General features: G+C 36.2%; 15 protein-coding genes. All 15 read right to left on the bottom strand.

What is annotated here, in order from left to right; genetic code table 11:
• On the bottom strand, nt 1–2,197 hold a 2,197-nt coding region (locus tag Q0A18_RS10550; RefSeq protein WP_292010111.1), incomplete at its 3' end, for a DEAD/DEAH box helicase family protein.
• A gap of 54 nt (nt 2,198–2,251) precedes the next feature.
• Entirely contained in the window at nt 2,252–2,944 is a 693-nt protein-coding gene (locus Q0A18_RS10545; protein WP_292010110.1) for an SMUG2 DNA glycosylase family protein, read from the bottom strand.
• 59 nt (nt 2,945–3,003) lie between these two features.
• Nucleotides 3,004–5,499, bottom strand: a complete 2,496-nt coding sequence (paaZ, locus tag Q0A18_RS10540) for a phenylacetic acid degradation bifunctional protein PaaZ (protein WP_292010109.1) — start codon at nt 5,497–5,499, stop codon at nt 3,004–3,006.
• 99 nt (nt 5,500–5,598) lie between these two features.
• Nucleotides 5,599–6,192, bottom strand: coding sequence for a transferase hexapeptide repeat family protein (locus Q0A18_RS10535; RefSeq protein WP_292010108.1), 594 nt, complete (start codon nt 6,190–6,192; stop codon nt 5,599–5,601).
• 117 nt (nt 6,193–6,309) lie between these two features.
• Nucleotides 6,310–7,524 (bottom strand): 3-oxoadipyl-CoA thiolase, encoded by a 1,215-nt coding sequence (gene pcaF, locus Q0A18_RS10530; protein ID WP_292010107.1) that lies wholly within the window; start codon nt 7,522–7,524, stop codon nt 6,310–6,312.
• Nucleotides 7,525–7,657: 133 nt separating this feature from the next.
• On the bottom strand, nt 7,658–8,071 hold the full coding sequence (gene paaI / locus Q0A18_RS10525; RefSeq protein WP_292010106.1) for a hydroxyphenylacetyl-CoA thioesterase PaaI: 414 nt from the start codon (nt 8,069–8,071) through the stop codon (nt 7,658–7,660).
• Between the two features lie 81 nt (nt 8,072–8,152).
• Nucleotides 8,153–9,301: a 3-hydroxyacyl-CoA dehydrogenase NAD-binding domain-containing protein gene (locus Q0A18_RS10520; protein WP_292010112.1), complete on the bottom strand. Its 1,149-nt coding sequence runs from the start codon at nt 9,299–9,301 to the stop codon at nt 8,153–8,155.
• A 54-nt stretch (nt 9,302–9,355) separates the two neighbouring features.
• Nucleotides 9,356–10,156 (bottom strand): enoyl-CoA hydratase-related protein, encoded by an 801-nt coding sequence (locus Q0A18_RS10515; RefSeq protein WP_292010105.1) that lies wholly within the window; start codon nt 10,154–10,156, stop codon nt 9,356–9,358.
• A gap of 71 nt (nt 10,157–10,227) precedes the next feature.
• Nucleotides 10,228–10,692 carry a 1,2-phenylacetyl-CoA epoxidase subunit PaaD gene (paaD, locus tag Q0A18_RS10510; protein ID WP_292010104.1) on the bottom strand — a complete coding sequence of 155 codons (465 nt, stop codon included), beginning with the start codon at nt 10,690–10,692 and terminating at the stop codon, nt 10,228–10,230.
• 85 nt (nt 10,693–10,777) lie between these two features.
• On the bottom strand, nt 10,778–11,530 hold the full coding sequence (paaC, locus tag Q0A18_RS10505) for a 1,2-phenylacetyl-CoA epoxidase subunit PaaC (RefSeq protein ID WP_292010103.1): 753 nt from the start codon (nt 11,528–11,530) through the stop codon (nt 10,778–10,780).
• A 1-nt stretch (nt 11,531) separates the two neighbouring features.
• A complete protein-coding gene (gene paaB / locus Q0A18_RS10500) occupies nt 11,532–11,813 on the bottom strand; it encodes a 1,2-phenylacetyl-CoA epoxidase subunit PaaB (RefSeq protein ID WP_292010102.1) in 282 nt (93 codons plus the stop codon).
• Between the two features lie 40 nt (nt 11,814–11,853).
• Complete coding sequence (paaA, locus tag Q0A18_RS10495) at nt 11,854–12,789, bottom strand: 1,2-phenylacetyl-CoA epoxidase subunit PaaA (RefSeq protein ID WP_292010101.1); 936 nt, start codon at nt 12,787–12,789, stop codon at nt 11,854–11,856.
• A gap of 92 nt (nt 12,790–12,881) precedes the next feature.
• A complete protein-coding gene (locus tag Q0A18_RS10490) occupies nt 12,882–13,967 on the bottom strand; it encodes a 2Fe-2S iron-sulfur cluster-binding protein (RefSeq protein ID WP_292010100.1) in 1,086 nt (361 codons plus the stop codon).
• Between the two features lie 24 nt (nt 13,968–13,991).
• Entirely contained in the window at nt 13,992–14,351 is a 360-nt protein-coding gene (locus tag Q0A18_RS10485) for a hypothetical protein (RefSeq protein WP_292010099.1), read from the bottom strand.
• A 16-nt stretch (nt 14,352–14,367) separates the two neighbouring features.
• Nucleotides 14,368–15,687 carry a phenylacetate--CoA ligase gene (locus Q0A18_RS10480; RefSeq protein WP_292010098.1) on the bottom strand — a complete coding sequence of 440 codons (1,320 nt, stop codon included), beginning with the start codon at nt 15,685–15,687 and terminating at the stop codon, nt 14,368–14,370.
• Between the last annotated feature and the right edge of the window lie 21 nt (nt 15,688–15,708).

The following is a 15,708-nucleotide window of genomic DNA, read 5'->3' as shown; positions in this document are numbered from 1 at the left end:
GCTTTAAAGCTTTATAAAATTTATTCCCATAAACTATAACTCCAACACCTCCAAATACCAAAGCAAACTTTGAAAATCCTGCCCATGAATGGATAGACTGTATAGATTTTAATAGACTACCTAAAAAATCCCTCCAAAACATCAGTAAAGAGGAAAAGATAATTACAGAAAAATTATTCTTCATCTTTTTGAGATAAGTCATTTTCATTTCTTCAACTTTTCCATCATAGTTTCCTGGAATCAATATTTCTTCTACCAAAATATTTCCTTTCTCTAATGCTGATTTCCAACGACCTTCTAATTTTGCTCTATCTTTGGCAAAAGAAAATGAATTTTTGTTTACCTCGGATATCTCATTTACACTCTTAAAAAGTTTAATATTTAATCTTTCAAAATTATTTTCAATAGTTGGGTGATCATTATTAGAAACTCCTACAAAGGTTTTAAACCTTTTCTTCATCATCTCCAAATCTGTTCCTCCAGATTCACTATTTTCATCAAAACATACTAAGTGCCATATATTTCCAGTTTTATCAGGCTTTTCTTTATGTGTTCTGATAACTCTTCCCCTCATTTGATTAGAAAGAACGAAAGAACTTACAAAACTTGCTAAAATCAATGTATTCATTTTAGGGGCATCCCATCCTTCTCCTAAAAGTGATTTAGTCCCTATTAAAACCTGAATTTCTCCTTCCTGAAAAATTTCAGTGACTAAATGAACTACATCATGTTTGATATTATCACTAAGATGAACACTAAAATAATTTTGGTCATAAGGCAATGAAGAAGTTTTTACATTTTCAACCTTACATCTCAAACAAAATTCATTAAAGAGGTACCGCGCACATTCAGGAAGAATTACAATACTTCCTGTCAATACACCTATTTTCTTTTCTTCAGTATTTTCTCTTCTCAATTTTTCGAAGATAGGAATAGCACCAATTTTATCAAGGACAAAATTATTTTCAGTAGTATCACTCAAATATTCTTTGCTGATAAAGTCAGTAAGAATAACCATTTTAAGATTCTTTCCCAAAGAGGAATATTCAAACTCTGTGATATCCTGTATTCCCTGAAGCTTTCCAATACTGGAATTTAATACCTGATTCAAATTTTTGTTTTCAAAAAAACTTATTCTCTTATTTTCTATAAAACCATATCTTCTTAATCGATTTTCAAGATTAAGGCGATGTTCTGTAATTGGTCCTTCATTTACAAATAGATAAAAATCCAATAGTTCTTCCAGCCAGAAAAAATCAAACTCAGGGACATATTTCTGTTGATCTCCAATAACCTTGAAATGGATGTCCTGAATATTTTTTCCTCTGAAATTCAAATAAACCAATCCAGAAGTATAAGAGGAAATATTAGTGTAAATCCATTCTAAGTTTTCTTCCGGGTTTAAATAAACTGAAAGGTCCTCAATGAAATTCAAAATTATATCATCTTTTATAATTTCTTCAAAGAACTTATGAGCTCCGAGATAATAATGTTCTATCTTCTTTTTTTCTTCAAGAGTGGGTAATGTAAAAAAAACTAAGTCCTGATGTGGACACAAATCCTCTTCTATCATAAGCTCAGGAATTGAAATTTCCATATCTACCGGACCATTTAATTCTAAATACTTTTGCCATTCAAAAGGAGAAACATCAAAAGGTGGGGTAGCCGTTAAAGCTACAATACTAGGATTAATTTCATTTTTTAAATCCATCAAACTTTTCCACCATGCATTTTTCAAATGATGAGCTTCATCAAGGATAAAAGTTTCTACATTTTGTAATTGTAGTTTTTTCAGAAGTTCGGAGAAGTTATATTTAGAAGACTGTTCAGATTCTGATTCATCTTCATCTTTCAGATTGTTACAGGCTGCATGTACTCCCTGATAAGTCGTTACCGTAACAAAAGCAGGTTTTTTGATATCGGTTGAAATCCATCCGGGAACTTTATCTGTTTGTAAAAAGAGTTCTGTAAATCGTTTAACCCACTGATCCCTTATGGCTAATGTAGGTGTCACAATCAGTGTGGGCTTATTAAGCCGTAACATAACTTCAAGCCCTAAAACTGTTTTCCCTGATCCAGGCGGCGCCACTACATGAAGATGATTATCTGTAAAATATTCATCCAAATTATGAACAAATTTCTCTTGATAGCTCCGCCAGTTATATTTAAACTTTATATTTTCAGGAAAGGATTTCATATTCAGATTGAAGATAGAGAATAATTCTAGATTCAATTATCTCTCTCAATTATATTATTTTTTTAAAGCTAAAATATACTTATCTATATACAATTGTTTTTCTTTGGATTTATATTGCTGAATATATCTTGGATGTTCCAAAACAGTAATGGTTTCAAACATCTGCTCTTCCTGATTAAGTTTGCTGATAAATTCTGCATTTTTCTTTCCCAGGACAAATACTTCCGACGTATCCAGATTCAAACTGATATGTTTCTTCAAAGTTTCAATCATAAAACCTTTTACATCTTTGAATAATTCTTTATCATCATAATAATTAGCATTGAGCCATGTTCCATTTTTGGCCTTCCTTACAATAGCTAAAGGAAAAGGTGAATTAATATAAATGTCTTTATAAAACTCCTGAACTCCCCCATATTCCTGAATCATATCATAGATAAAAACTGAAGAAACTTCATGGGTATAAGCAGATTTCATTTTAATACCACAAACACTTTCCAGCCGTTTTGTATCTGTAAAAGGAACTCCCGTTACACCAGCTCCATGACGACTGGGATTGATACCAATGATAAATTTTCTTTTTTCAACATCTGAATAGTATTGATGATAAAACTTGCCCATAACCTCCATCGTTTCAGGATTGTCCAGATATGGATTTAAAACCTTGAAATCTCCAGGAAGATTTCCTGAATAAATAAGCTTTGTGTTGAATTCAATAACACGATCTGCAAAAGTTTTATTTTCCATCCTTTAGTATTTAAAAGGAGCCAATTCCGGCTCCTTTAATATCATTAATCATATCCAGATTACAGAAGTCCGAACTGATCGAAGTGATGGGTAAAATGCTTTCTGTGCATCAGTTCCATCATTTCTTTATTCAGTTTTCCAAATACAAAATGTAAATGCTCTGCATGTGGGTTCTCCTTATAGTAAACAACATATTTTTTGAAGTTCTCAATAAAGGCCTGTTTTGCTGCATCCAGATTTTTATACTTTAACGGAGGAAGACTTCCGTCCTGAGGTAAAAACGGTGCCGGGAATTCTTTCGGCATCTTTCTGTGATTATACAGAGAATCCTGATATTTTTCCAGATTTTCTTCAGGTGTATAGCATTTTTCCACCTCCGGTTCTCCAATACTGAATAAAACTGTTTCATCCAAGTGCTCGACCATCTGCTGTGGAGACATTTTACCCCATTTAGCTTCAGTCTTTTCCGTTAAACCTTTAAGTAATTTCTCAATTGTCCTTGGATTCAAATCAATGAAAGGTGATTGTTTCGCCACCAACGTTAAAATAGTAGCCACACAAACAACCTCATCTCTTTGATTAACTACCTCAACCAACCATTTCACAACTCCTGAAGGAATATTTCTTCCTTTTACCCCTCTGTTGATCTTTTCTTTTGCGGTCAGATAAACAGTAATGGTATCTCCTGCATAAACCGGTTTAAAGAAACTACAGTCTTCTAATCCGTAATTGGCAATTACAGGTCCCTTTTTACCTGAAACAAATAATCCTGCAGCCGCCGAAAGGATGAAATATCCATGAGCAACCGTTTTATCGAAAATAGTTCCGGTTAAACTGGTAGCATCTGTATGTGCATAAAAATGATCCCAGGATACATTAGAGAAGTTAACGATGTCTGCATCTGTAACCGTTCTTCCTGCTGTTTCCAAAGAGTCTCCTACTTCTACTTCTTCAAAATACTTCTGGAACGGATGTTTATCTGAATATTTTTTCTCAGCCCCTTGCTGATAAATTTTTGTAATAGCCGTTAAGATATCCGGTGACCCCTGGATAGCTGTTTTCTGCAAGAAGAAGTGCAATCCGCTTAAACCGCCCATCTCTTCACCGCCTCCTGCTCTACCGGGACCTCCATGCATTAAAGTAGGAAGTGGTGAACCATGTCCGGTGCTTTCTTTCGCATTATCTCTGTTTAATACATAAATTCTTCCATGCTGTGAAGCCATTTTCCAAGAAGTTTCCGCAACAAACTTATCATCGTAGGAAACAATCGATCCTACTAAGCTTCCTTTTCCTCTTTTTGCCAAAGCAGCCGCTTCTTCTGCATCTTTGTATGGCATTAAAGTAGAAACAGGACCGAAAGCTTCCACTTCATGGGAAACATTTTTATCAAAAGGCTTGTCATTCAGGAATAATTTAGGACTCATGAATGCTCCTTTTTCATAGTCGGCATCTATAAGCTCTTGTTTTCCATCATAAACAAGCTCTGTTTCTGATTTTAATATGTTTACTTTTCTGAGAACCTCATCGTATTGCTGTTTTCCGACAAGGGATCCCATTTTTGTTTCCCTGTTTAACGGGTTTCCTATCTTAGTCTGATCTAACGCTTTGGATAAAGCATTCTGAACATCTCCAATTAAATGCTCAGGAACGATAATTCTACGGATGGAGGTACATTTCTGACCTGCTTTTGAAGTCATTTCATTACGGACTTCTTTAATGAACAGATCAAACTCAGGAGTTCCCGGTTTTGCTTCCAATCCAAGAATAGAACAGTTTAATGAGTCTGCTTCCATATTGAAACGAACCGCATTTCCCGCAACAGATGGTAAAGATTTCAGTTTCCTACCTGTTCCTGCCGATCCTGTAAATAATACTGAATCCCCATCCTGTACATAATCAAGAATATTTCCGGGTTCACCGCACACCAGCTGAACAGCTCCTTCAGGAAGAGCTCCACTTTCAATCATATCCTGGAAAACCGCATGGGTTAAATAGGAACCAAAAGGAGATGGTTTTACAATGGATGGTACACCTGCCAATAATGAAGTAGACAGTTTTTCCAACATTCCCCAAACCGGAAAGTTATATGCATTGATCTGAATGGATACCCCTTCACTTGGTGTCAGAATATGAGTTCCTAGGTGAGTCCCGTTGGCGGAGATCTTCTGAGTATCTCCGTCTACCCAGAAAGTAGTATTAGGAAGCATTCTTTTTGCTAACCCCGAATAGGTAAAAAACGTTCCAAAGCCTCCTTCAATATCCACCCATGAATCTACATGGGTTGCTCCTGTCTTATATGATAATTCGTAATATTTTTTCTTTCTTTCAAGAAGATAAAGAGCTACTTTTTTAAGCATTTCTCCACGGTCATAGAAAGTCATGGATGATAAATTTTTATATCCTACTGTTCTTCCATAATCAAGAGCCTGTTCAAAATTAAGGCCTTCCGTGTCGGAAACAGCCACCTGTTCCCCTGTTACGGCATTGTATAAAGGAACTCCGTTTCCGTTTCCTTCAACCCATTGTCCGTAAATATAGTTTTTTAGTTTTTCCATAATTAATATCTTTTAATAATATAACAATGTAATAGTGTAACAATAAGATGCTCTAAAGTTGATATTGTACTAAATATTACATTACCAGGTTTATTTTATTTATTTCAAATCAGCCCAGATACTATAGTCAATTGTTTTAGTCGGGGTCTGCTCTACATATTCAGAGAAAGGCTCACAGGGAAGAATAGCTTCTTTACCTTCTCTGGCTAACTCCTGATATAGTTTTGTTCCTTCCGTTTTCCAGTGGATCATATCATCAGAAACATCACGGATAATTCTTGCAGGACTTCCTACAATGAGTTTTCTGGGTTCACAGGTAAAATTAGCCGGTACAAAAGCTAAGGCTCCGATAATACATTCATCCCCTATTACCGCTTTATCCATGACAACGGAATTCATTCCTACCAGACAGTTTTTACCAATATGTCCGGAATGAATAATCGCTCCATGACCAATATGTGCTGATTCTTCTAAAATGGTTTCAATATTCGGGAATACATGAAGTGTACAGTTCTCCTGAACATTCGCTCCATCTTTTATGATGATCTTTCCCCAATCTCCACGGATTACGGCATTAGGTCCGATATAAACTTCTTCGCCGATTTCTACATTCCCTATGATCACTGCCTGTGGATGAATATAGGCAGAAGACTTGATAACAGGACGAATCCCATGATATGAATAGATGTTCATAAAATTCATTTTAAATTTAACAATGTATCAGTGTAATAATATAACAGCTTGCCAATGTACCAGCCTGAAAAACATCCGAATAATACTAATATCTATATTGCTACACTGTTACATTTTTTAGATTGTTACATTTTTTTCAATAACCATTGCATAACCCTGTCCCACTCCGATACAAAGTGTACACAAAGCATATTTTTTGTTTTGTTTCTGAAGCTCTATGGCCGCAGAACCAATAATCCTTGCTCCGGAAACTCCAAGAGGGTGTCCGATAGCAATTGCTCCTCCATTCGGATTGATTCTTGAATCATCGTCTTTTAATCCTAAACTTCTGGTTACTGCCAGAGCCTGAGCGGCAAAAGCTTCATTCAGCTCGATAATATCCATATCATCCAGAGAAAGATTTACTCTTTTTAATACTTTTTGAGTGGCTTCTACAGGACCAATTCCCATAATTCGGGGTTCTACTCCTGCTACGGCAGATCCTAAAATTCTGGCTTTAGGCTTTAATCCGTATTTTTTCACAGCTTCCTCACTTGCCAGAATAAGAGCTGCCGCCCCATCATTCATTCCTGAAGCATTACCGGCTGTTACAGTTCCTTCTTTTCTGAAAGCCGGACGAAGTTTTCCAAGAACTTCCAGTGTAGTTGTAGGTTTTATAAATTCGTCTTTTTCAAAAACAATGGGATCTCCCTTTCTCTGAGGAATTTCAACTTTTACAATTTCCTCTGCCAGTCTTCCGCTTTCCTGAGCTTTAGTTGCCTTTTGCTGGGACCAAAGAGCAAATTTATCCTGATCTTCTCTACTGATATGGTGCAAATCAGCAAGGTTTTCTGCTGTTTCTCCCATTCCGTCAACACCATACATTTCTTTCATTTTAGGGTTAATGAAACGCCATCCAAAAGTGGTATCAAACATCTGGCTGTCTCTTCCATAAGCTACACTAGGTTTTGACATTACATAAGGAGAGCGTGTCATATGTTCTACCCCTCCTGCAATATAAAGATCACCTTCACCTGCCGCAATCGATCTGAAAGCATTAGCTACAGCCGACATTCCTGATGCACAAAGTCTGTTTACGGTTTCTCCTCCGATCTTGTAAGGAAGCCCGGCCAGTAAAAGAGCCATTCTCGCTACATTACGGTTATCTTCTCCCGCCTGATTCGCACATCCGAAAATAACATCTTCAATTTCGTCTACAGGAACCCCAGGGTTTCTTGCTACTATTTCTTTAATAACAGTTGCTGCAAGATCATCCGCTCTTACTTCTGATAATCCTCCCTGTAGTTTTGAAACAGGAGTTCTTATATAGTCTATTATATATACGTTGTTCATTTTTTAATTTTTAATAGTGGAGGAGTATAACAATTTACCAATGAGACTCTTCGCTATATTCAGAATGAAAATCCGGTGTTATCAACGAACGGTACATTGCTAGATTGTTACACTATTATATTGTTATATTAATTTATAATTCAGTCACTTTTTTCCCTACTTTATAAACTGTTCCTACGAACTTAGCGACCAACTCATTATTCTGATTGGTAATATTAATATCGTAAAGAGCTGTTTTTCTGGTATTATTAATGAGTCGGCTTTCTGCTCTGAAAACATCTCCTTCTCTTCCTGCCTTTGTAAAATTAATGGTTACACTAAGGGCTACCGCAGCATCTCCACTGTTATTGGAAGAAAATGCAAAAGCAGAGTCGGCAAAAGCAAAGGTTACACCTCCATGTACAGTACCCAATCCATTCAGCATCTGTTTGGTGATAGTCATTTCTATTAGAGAATAATTTTCCTGAATATCTATAATCTTTATTCCTAAAAACTGGGAGAAATAATCTTTCTCCATCATATAATCTACAACTTGTCTTGGTGTCATATCCAATTGATTAATTTGAAAATATGGCAATTTGAAAATTTATGAAACTATCCATTTTCAAATCGTCACATTAGCTCATTTTTAATTTAATTTTCTTAATAAAGGACTTTGTTTATATCTCTCTTCCTGATACTCCGTATAAAGATTCTGAAGGGTTTCAGATATTTTGGAATATCCGATTTCTTTTCCCCAGCCTAATAGTCCTTTTGGATAATTAACACCTTTCTGCATTGCCAATTCAATATCTTCATCAACCGCTATTCCCAATCTTTTTGCTTCTACTGCCTCATTGATAAGCATTGAAATGATTCTTAAAAAGATATACTGATATAATGCATCATCTTTTTGAGCAACAGGTTTTTCTGCTCCTTCACTGTAATCATAGAAACCTTTTCCGGTTTTTCTTCCGTGAAGTTTGGCTTCGGACATACGCTGTTGTAATAAAGACGGTTTATATTTCGGATCGTAGAAATAGTCTTTGTAAACAGTAGTTGTTACTGCAAAGTTCACATCAATACCGATCAGATCCATTAATTCAAAGGGTCCCATTTTAAAGTTCCCTAAACTTTTCATCGCTTCATCTACCTGTTCAGGAGTCGCCAGATTTTCCTCTACTATTCTTATAGCTTCTCCATAATATGGACGTGCAATTCTGTTTACAATGAAACCTGGAATGTCTTTAGCAATAACCGGAACTTTCCCCCAATCTTTCATCAGGTTATATATTTTTTCCGGCAAAGAGTTTCCGGTTAATAATGAAGGAATAACTTCTACTAATGGCATTAAAGGAGCCGGATTAAAGAAGTGAATTCCTATGAACCGTTCCGGTTTTTTTAGTTGTGCACCTAATGAAGTAATGGAAATGGATGATGTATTGGAACCTATGATACAGTTTTCAGAAACATAGGTTTCAAGTTCTGTGAAAACTTTAGTTTTAATTTCTTTATTCTCAATAATCGCTTCAATCACTAAATTAGAATTTTTTAAATCCTGCAGATTTTCAGCTTTCTTAATATTGTTTCTTATGGAGGTTGCTTTTTCCTGAGAAATTTTAGATTTTTCAACCAGCTTCTGAAGTGTTTTTTCCAGATCGGCCAGTGCTTTGTCTATCTGCGGTGACTGCGCATCATATAAAACAACTTCGCAGCCTGCTGTTGCTGCAACCTGGGCAATACCTACGCCCATAGTTCCAGCCCCAATAATTCCTACATTCATATTACTATTTCTTATAAAAAGATAGTTTTGAAAATTCAAAACTATCCCTGTGATTAATTATTTAAAATTCTATTTTCCTTTATAGTCAGGCTTTCTTTTTTGTAAAAAAGCATTTACTCCTTCTAAAAAGTCTTCTGTTTCCGAAGCTTCCTGCTGTAAGTCTGCTTCCAACTCAAGCTGTTGCTTTAACGTATTGTCATAAGAATGTGCAAACGCCTTTTTAGTCAGCTTAATAGCTGCTGTAGGCATATTGGAAAGCTTTTCCAATACTTCCATAGATTTTGGAATAAATTCTTCTTCGCTGAAAACCTCAGCTACCAATCCGTAAGATCTGGCTTCCGAAGCTGGTAATCTCTTTCCAGTAAATGCTAAATAATTAGCAAGCTGTCTTCCTAAAAGTTTAGGTAAGAAATAAGTTCCGGCTGTATCAGGAATCAACCCGATATTAGAAAACGCCTGAGAAAAATAAGAACTTTCATGAGCCAGTACAAAGTCTGAAATAAGAGCCAACATTGCTCCCGCTCCCACAGCCGGTCCGTTTACCAAAGCAACTACGGGCTTTCTACAACGGGTAATTTCCATTACCAAAGGATTATAATAATCCACTACAATTTTTCTGATGATGTCATGATCGTGATGTTCTTTTCCTACGGTAAATGCTTCATCAAGGTTTTGCCCTGAGCAGAAAGCTTTTCCTCTACCGGAAATTGCCACACATCGTACTGTTGGGTCTTCACTGCATGAATGTACAAAATCTTTTAGCTCAGCTAAAGAGGGTTTTGTAAGTGCATTCATGGTTGCAGGCTGGTTCAGATAAGCAATTTTCAGTTTTCCGTCAAAGTGTGACTCAATATCAAGTTGTGTATACATACTGGATTGGTTATTAATAAGTTAATGATAAATAATTACTTTAATGTTAATTTCACTAAAGTTAATCATTTCTAATGACATTTAAAGTAATCAAAAGGCTCCAGACAATCCAAGCATTGATAGGAGGCTTTACATAATGTAGAACCAAACCTACTGATCTGTTTTGTATGCATAGATCCACAACGCGGACATTTTTTTGGTTTTCCTATATGATGCTCATCCGCTCCTTTCTCAGGAGGTGTAATGCCATATACTCTAAGCTTTTCTCTCGCTTCATCGGTTAACCAGTCCGTTGTCCATATCGGAAACATTTTGGTAACCACCTTTGCATCCCATCCGTTTTCCTTCATCAGCTTGATAATATCTTCTTCGATATTAAACATTGCAGGACAGGCAGAATAAGTAGGAGTAATCACCACCTCGCAGGTATTGTCACTTGTAGGTGTTGCTTCTCTTACGATACCCAGCTCCACAATATTGATTACCGGAATTTCCGGATCGGGAATCTCTTTTAGTATGTTTATTAAATTATTCAATGTTGAATTAATATAACAATTTAACAATGTATGAATGTAACAACCCTTTTAGCAGATGCTGAGCTTAGGATCAGTTACATTAATATTACCATGTACATCCAGGATAAGCTCTCTGCATATATTGTAATTCGCAAAGAATATATCCGAAGTATTCTGTATGATATCCGGTTCTGGATCTAGGCTGCATAAAGTGATCTTTTGCAGGGTACTCCAATCCGAATTCCTGGAAATCTTTTTCTGTAATGGAGATGAACTGCTGATATAATTCATCAGCATTAGGTACTACATTTAAAGCACTTAATTCGCTTTCTCCTTCTACTTTTGCAAATAATCCTTTCGTATATTCCCAGATATTTTCAATAGCATTGGTAAGACGTTTTTTACTTTCTTCCGTACCTTGTGCAAAAATATTCATCCATGAAGAAGCATGTGTATAATGGTACTTCACTTCTTTTAATGATTTCTGGGCAATCGCTGACAGATCTTCATCCGCTGATTCAGATAAAGCCTGATATAACAATTTCTGATATACAGCGAATACGTATACTTTAAGAACAGTCTGAGCATAGTCTCCATTAGGAAGTTCTACCCAGTGTGCGTTCACATAATCAGGTTCATATCTTAGAAAAGCTATATCATCTTCAGTTGTGCCGTTATCAGCAATTCTTGAAGCATACTGATAAAAATTATTAGCTTGTCCCAGTTCATCTAATGCAACATTTACCAGAGCAATATCTTCTTCAAGATAAGGTCCTTCTCCGCACCATTCAGATAATCTCTGACCCATAATAAGGCTGTCATCAGCCAGTTTTAACAGATAATTATATAATGCGTTCATCTTACATATTTTTTACATCATTAGGAATATTATAAAAAGTAGGGTGACGATATAATTTGTCATCAGCCGGATCAAAAAATGCATCCTGTTCCATACCTTCCGAGCTTACAATATATTTACTTGGAACCACCCAAAGGCTTGTCCCTTCCATTCTTCTTGTATAAACATCTCTTGCATTCTGTAATGCAAGTTCTGCTGTTGGTGCCTGTACTGTTCCTGCGTGTTTGTGGGACATTCCCGGTTTAGTTTGGATAAACACTTCCCACATATCTAATTGACTCATCTTTTGAATTATTATATTTTAAACTTAGTTGATTATATATTTAGATTACTTTTTCCTGTTTTGCAGCAAAAGCTACGGCTGCTTCTTTTACCCAGGCATTCTCTTCCTGTGCTTTCACTTTAGTCTGTAATCTTTTTTTATTACAAGGTCCATTACCTTTTAATACTTCATTGAATTCTTCCCAAGGAAGCTCGCTGAAATCATAATGACCTCTTTCTTCATTCCACTTCAAATTTTCATCAGGAACTGTTAGTCCTAAAAATTCAGCTTGTGGAACAGTAACATCAATAAATCTCTGACGAAGGCTGTCATTACTTTCACGTTTTACTCTGTAATTCATAGAAATCTTTGAGTTGGGAGAGTGCTCATCATTAGGTCCGAACATCATTAAAGCCGGCCACCAGAAACGGTTTAATGCTTCCTGAGCCATTTCTTTCTGCTCTTTTGTTCCACGGCAAAGTGCCATTAAGATTTCATACCCCTGTCTTTGGTGAAAAGATTCTTCTTTACAGATTCTTACCATCGCTCTTGAATAAGGACCATAAGAATTTCCCATAAGCATAACCTGGTTCATAATTGCTGCTCCATCTACCAACCAACCGATCGTTCCTATATCAGCCCAGCTAAGAGCAGGATAATTAAATATACTTGAATACTTAGCTTTTCCACTTAGCATATCATTATAAGTAGTATCTCTGTCTGCTGTTAGTTTTCCGTTTCCTAATGTTTCAGTAGCAGCATACAGATATAATCCGTGACCTGCTTCATCCTGAATTTTCGCTAAAAGAGCCATTTTTCTTCTTAAAGAAGGTGCTCTTGAAATCCAGTTTGCTTCCGGCAGCATTCCCACTACTTCAGAATGTGCATGCTGTGAAATCTGACGAACCAATAACTTTCTGTAATCTTCAGGCATCACATCTTTTGGCTCTACCTTGTTTTCTTCTTGAACGTATTGAACAAATTTTTCTAAATCCATTTTTTCTAATTTGAATAATTTGAAAATAATACAATCTGAAAATCTTCTGAAACTGTTGAATTTTCAAATTGCCACATTATCAAATCGATTAATTAAACATCATAATTAAGCATCACCACATTCGTAGTCGGGTGACATTGACATGTTAATACATAACCTTTGGCTACTTCTTCCTCGGTAAGTGCAAAGTTCTTCTCCATGAAAACTTCCCCTTCTAAGACCTGTGCCTTACACGTACAGCAAACTCCTCCTTTACAGGCAAAAGGAACAGGAAGCTGATCTTTCAATGCTTTATCTAAAATACTTTCTTTCTTTGAATTTAAATGGAACGAGTATTCATCATCATCGATAATTACTGTTACCATACTTTCAATATTGGCTATGGCTTTGAATTCATCACTCATCTCCTCCGAACCTTCTTCATCAGGAGCGGTGAAGTATTCATACAAAACCTGTATAGCAGGTACTTTTTTATCTTTTTTCAAATATTCGGAAATACCTTTGATCATTTCAGCAGGTCCACAAATGAAATAAGTAGAATCCTGAACATTAATATCGGTATATCTCTCAAACAGCTGATCTAGTTTTTCCGGAGAAATTCTTCCTTCAAAAACAGGATCTTCATGTTTCTCACGACTCACCAAGTAAACTACTTTTAATCTTCCGTTGAAATCCTGAACCAGTTTTTCAATTTCCTCCTTTTTCATCACATGCTCCATGCTTCTATTACTATAGAACAGGTAAGCATTGCTTTTAGGTTCCTGATAAAGGCTTTCTTTTAAATTGGAAAGAATAGGGCTAATACCACTGCCCGCAGCCAGACCAATATATGTTTTAGTATTGGCCGGATGATAAGTCGTGTTGAAACTTCCCATCGGTGGCATCACTTCCAATACTTCATTTTCACAAAGTGTATTATTGAAATATCCTGATACCTTTCCCCCTTCCAGAAGCTTAACCAATACTTCCAATGTGTTACTTTTTTCGCTTGGAGCATTACAGATAGAATAGGAACGTCTTTCTTCATTTCCATCGATCATCATTCGGAAATTAACATATTGTCCTTGCTTAAACCTGAACTTATCTTTCAGTTCCTCCGGAATTTCCACCGCTACATTTACGGCATCATGGGTATCTTTCTTAACCTTTACGGTCTTTAGTTTATAAAATGAATTCATTTCTGTTTTATATCTCTATTTCTTTTAATACTTAATAAAATCCTCCGCCTTACTACCTTTAAGTTCTTCCACCGCACTCAGAGGCAATGATATAATTGATTTTATACTGTTATCAATTTTACTGATTATATCCTCTCGTGGCCCATTCCTCCAATCGCTCCCAGAATAAAAATCCTCAAGAACCGAATTCATTTTTTCTTCATTCTCAAAGGCACGTATGAGACAGTAACAATCCAAATTGTGAAGGGAATTTCCGTAGAATATAACTTCAATAGAATGGCGAGCATGCAAAGGAACACTTATTTCTTGCATTATCTGATGAAAATCTTTACCTGTACCTTCTTTTAAGTTGTATTGTAATATTTCCACAATTTTTCTTGTCATGATACTATTGTAAACTTTATTTCTGCTTTAATATTCTATTAATTTTCCCTCCTTCACATTTAGGCAAAGCATCCTGAGAGTGAATCTTCACTTTAGTGGTAATTCCTACCCTTCTCTTAATTTCATTCTCTACGCTTCTTTCAAATTTATTGATAAATGCACTGTATTCATCACTATTGATTGGTAAACGCTGTTCTTTTACAAACAGATCATCTATTTCCACATCTACATCCAAGGCCACACACATATGTTCTTTTTCAATCGGAGTCAGGTAATAATTTGGTACTACTCCTTTTACATGAGAAAACGCTTCTTCAATCTGACTTGGGTATACATTTACCCCTCTTACGATCAGCATATCGTCTGCTCGTCCAAGAATAGGTTTCATTTTCACCATAGTTCTTTTGGCGTTGCTATCGTAATAAAGACTGGTAATATCATTGGTCCAGTACCGTAAAAGCGGCATTGCTTTTTTAGTTAAAGTAGTAATTACCAATACCCCTTCTTCTCCAAACGGAACAGGTTCCTGGGTCACAGGATCTAATATTTCAGGATAAAAATGATCCTCCCAAATATAGGCTCCTCCTTTTTCTTCCCAGTCTTCCATGGAAACTCCGGGACCAATAATTTCACTAAGCCCATAGATATTGGTTGCATCCAGTCCCAATCTGTTTTCAATATGTCCTCTGATAATCTCAGTCCATGGTTCCGAACCTAATACAGCATATTTTAAACTGATTTCGTCTCCGGAAATTCCCCGACTCGCAAACTCATCTGCAATTGTTAAAGCATAGGAAGGGGAACAGCAGATCACTTCAGGTTTAAAATCCATGATTAAATCCACTTGTCTTGTCGTCATCCCACCTGAGATAGGCAAAACACTCATGCCTAGCTTTTCAGCTCCATAATGAAGTCCTAGCCCTCCGGTAAAGATTCCGTATCCGTAAGCGTTGTGTAATTGCATTCCGGGCTGAGCTCCGGCAGCATTCAATGATCTTGCGACCACCTCACTGAAAAGATCAACATCTTCTTTCGTATATCCCACCACTGTCGGCCTTCCTGTAGTTCCACTGGAACAGTGAATTCTCTGAAGTTCATGTTTTGGAACCGTAAACAATCCAAAAGGATAATTGTTTCTTAAGTCTTGCTTATAAGTAATCGGCAGTTTAGTAATATCTTCAATTGATCTAATGTCTTGTGAAGATATTCCAGCTGCTTTAAATTTCTCTTGATAGAAGCTTGACTTCTGCTCAAGGTAACCAATTAAGTTCACTAATCTTTTAGACTGTAAATCCCTTAATTGATCCAACTTTAAATATTCAACTGAAAAATCCATAAAAACTAACTAACATTTGTT

This window comes from Chryseobacterium sp., from assembly GCF_022712095.1.
Lineage (GTDB): Bacteria > Bacteroidota > Bacteroidia > Flavobacteriales > Weeksellaceae > Chryseobacterium.
This window is presented reverse-complemented; position numbering and strand designations above follow the sequence as displayed.

Coding starts and splice junctions, on each gene's coding strand:
- pcaF (WP_292010107.1), bottom strand. CDS start 7,524: ATGAACAACGTATATATAATAGACTATATAAGAACTCCTGTTTCAAAA.
- paaA (WP_292010101.1), bottom strand. CDS start 12,789: ATGGATTTAGAAAAATTTGTTCAATACGTTCAAGAAGAAAACAAGGTA.
- paaZ (WP_292010109.1), bottom strand. CDS start 5,499: ATGGAAAAACTAAAAAACTATATTTACGGACAATGGGTTGAAGGAAAC.
- Q0A18_RS10490 (WP_292010100.1), bottom strand. CDS start 13,967: ATGAATTCATTTTATAAACTAAAGACCGTAAAGGTTAAGAAAGATACC.
- paaB (WP_292010102.1), bottom strand. CDS start 11,813: ATGAGTCAATTAGATATGTGGGAAGTGTTTATCCAAACTAAACCGGGA.
- Q0A18_RS10535 (WP_292010108.1), bottom strand. CDS start 6,192: ATGAACATCTATTCATATCATGGGATTCGTCCTGTTATCAAGTCTTCT.
- Q0A18_RS10545 (WP_292010110.1), bottom strand. CDS start 2,944: ATGGAAAATAAAACTTTTGCAGATCGTGTTATTGAATTCAACACAAAG.
- paaC (WP_292010103.1), bottom strand. CDS start 11,530: ATGAACGCATTATATAATTATCTGTTAAAACTGGCTGATGACAGCCTT.
- paaI (WP_292010106.1), bottom strand. CDS start 8,071: ATGACACCAAGACAAGTTGTAGATTATATGATGGAGAAAGATTATTTC.
- Q0A18_RS10515 (WP_292010105.1), bottom strand. CDS start 10,156: ATGTATACACAACTTGATATTGAGTCACACTTTGACGGAAAACTGAAA.
- Q0A18_RS10480 (WP_292010098.1), bottom strand. CDS start 15,687: ATGGATTTTTCAGTTGAATATTTAAAGTTGGATCAATTAAGGGATTTA.
- Q0A18_RS10485 (WP_292010099.1), bottom strand. CDS start 14,351: ATGACAAGAAAAATTGTGGAAATATTACAATACAACTTAAAAGAAGGT.